This is a genomic window from Pelomicrobium sp., assembly GCF_036803785.1.
GTDB lineage: Bacteria > Pseudomonadota > Gammaproteobacteria > Burkholderiales > UBA6910 > Pelomicrobium.
Map to the genome: position 1 here is coordinate 1 of NZ_DAIRTR010000225.1, position 2,826 is coordinate 2,826.

General features: G+C 64.6%; 1 protein-coding gene. It reads left to right on the top strand.

Annotation, left to right across the window (positions count from 1 at the left end; translation table 11 throughout):
• A partial coding sequence (locus V7Q81_RS15540; protein WP_333845138.1) for a glycosyltransferase family 2 protein occupies window positions 1-2,826 on the top strand: 2,826 nt, incomplete at both ends.

Consider the following 2,826-nt stretch of genomic DNA (forward strand, 5'->3'; position numbering starts at 1 on the left):
CCCCTGATATCGGTGATCATTCCCACCTACAATCGCGCCCAGATCATTCTTCAGCGCACGCTGCCTTCGGTGCTGCGTCAGGAATATCCCCATTGGGAACTGATCATCGTCGGCGATGGCGTCGATTCCGACAGCGCGCGGCTGCTGTCCGGAATAACGGACCCGCGTGTGCGCTTCGTCAATCTGCGCCGCCGCGGGCGCTATCCAGCGCTTGCCGGTCCACGCTGGTACGTGGCTGGCTGCAAACCCGCCAACGTGGGCCTCGCCCTCGCCCGAGGACAATGGATCGCCCATTTGGACGACGACGACGAATTTCTCCCTCAGCACCTGGGTGCGTTACTGGAGCTCGCGCGACAACGCCGCGTCGAGTGGGTCCACTCCCAAGTCGAATTCGTTTGCGGCAACGGCCGCCCCAACGTAAAGGTGGGCGGAGAAATGCCGGCGCCAGGACGAATCGCCCGCATCTCCTCCCTGTACCATGCTGGATTAAAGACCTTTCATTACAACGGCGCCAGCTGGAAGTATTTTTACCCTGCCGACTGGGATCTCTGGGAGCGTTTTCTGGAAATGGGGGTCACTCACGCCCACCTGCCGCAAGTGACGGCAGTCCACCACGGCCCCCCTTTCCGTTTTCCCGAAGAGGAACAAACGAGCGCAGCGCCTGGGCCCACCAAGGCCCACGACGACGCGCGCGCTTACGCCCGCTGGTGCGCTCACAAGCGTCTGCGGCTGATCCACGGCCAGGTGTACGCCGAGCGCATGATGCTGCGCTGGCGCGCACGTCCAACGCTACATGTGGTGGTGCACGCGAGGCACGGGGAAGAAGAGCGCCTGGCAGACACCTTGGATTCCCTCGCCACCCAGCTCTATCGCCAGCTTGAGCTCACGGTGATCGCCGAGTTCGCGGCACCGGCAGCCGAGGAGCTTGCAGCTGCCGGCATCCGCTGGATTTCACCTGATACCCCCTTATTCGCCACGGCACCGCCTCCCGAGGATTGGATCGTGTGCCTGCCAGCGGGCGCCCGGCTCGCCCCCCACGCCTTGTTTTCCATCGCCGACTATGCCGATGCCCATCCCCGCTGGCAGTTGATCTACTGGGACGACGACCGCATCGGCCCCGGCGGCATCCGTTCCAGTCCCCGCTTCAAGCCCGACTTCAATCTGGATCTCGCCCGCTCCATACCTTATCCCGGACCCGGGATCGCGGTGCGGGCGGATGCCTTCGCCGCGACAACGCCGGTGCACGATTACGATCTTTTTCTCGACGTCCTGGACCGCTGTGGGGAGGCAGCCATCGGGCACATCGCGGATGTGCTCCTGAGCCTGCCCGAAGGGCTGGAAGGCGGACTACACACGCCCCACACCCGGGTTGCCCTGATGCGCCACTTGGCCCGGCGTGGAATCCCGGCCGAGCTGGCCGACGGATTCATCCCTGGCACCGTGCGGGTCATCTACCGCCACCCGGACAGGCCCCTCGTTTCCATCATCATACCGACCAAAGACAAGCTGGAGTTCCTCCAACCCTGCGTCGAAAGCCTCTTGGCCAAGACTGCCTACCCCCGTTACGAGGTGATCCTGTGCGACAACGGCAGCAGCGATCCCGACGTCCTGGCCTACTACGAAACGCTGCAGAGAGAGCAGGGCGACCGTGTCCGGCTGCTCTCCTATCCCCATCCCTTCAACTTCGCCGCCATGTGCAATACCGCGGCCAAGGCGGCCCACGGAGAATACCTGCTGTTTCTGAACAACGACACCCAGATCGTGCAGCCAGAGTGGCTCGAGCGCATGCTGCTCCACGGCCAGCGCCCCGAGGTGGGAGTCGTCGGCTGCCGGCTGGTGTACCCGGAAACCGGGGCGCTCCAGCACGCCGGTGTGGTGCTGGGCCTCACCGACATCGCCCACCATCCGTTCAGTGAAGGCAAGACCGGCCTGGGCGACCCAGGCTACATGAACCGGGCCCAGGTGGACCAGAACTACTCGGCGGTAACGGCGGCCTGTATGCTGGTGAGGCGCAAAGTCTATTTGGATGTCGGAGGCATGGACGAAGAGAATCTTGCCGTGCTGTTCAACGACGTGGACTTCTGCTTGCGCCTCTCCGAGCGGGGGTACCGGGTGGTTTGGACGCCATTTGCCACCGTGGTTCATCACGGCTCCATTTCCATCCACGAAGAGCGCCGGGATTTGCGGAAACTCGCCTTGGCCGCGGAGCGAGGGGAGAAGGAACGGGCATGGATGCTCTCCCGCTGGCTTCCCCGCCTCGCCCGGGATCCGGCCTTCAACCGCAATCTCGCTCTGACCGCCCTGGACTTGCGGGTAGAAGCCGACGCCGTGCCGGAATGGGATCCCGAATTCCGCGACCGCCTCCGGGTGCTGGGATTGCCTCTCGCCGGAGGCTCCGGAGAGTACCGCATCCGCGCCCCCTTCCGTGCCCTGTCAGACGCGGGCCTCGCCCAGTGCACCGCGGTCGATCCTCCCGGCCTCATGCAGGCACGGGTGCTGAGCCCCATCGAGCTGGAGCGCTTCGCTCCCGACACGTTGGTGTTGCACGCCGCGATCAACGACGCCCAGCTGCAGGCCCTCGAGCTCTGTCGCCGCTTCAATCCCCAAGTGCTGCGCGTCATGAGCCTGGATGATCTCATCACCCAGCTTCCACCCAAGAACTCCTTCTACCGCTTCGCCTTCAAGGACGCCAAGCCGCGACTGCGTCGGGCAGCGGCGCTGTGCCAGCGCCTGATCGTTTCCACCGAGCCTTTGCGGGAACTCACCCGGGGCATGTGCGATGACGTGCAGGTTCTGCCCAACCGGCTGGAGAGTAGCCGCTGGCTG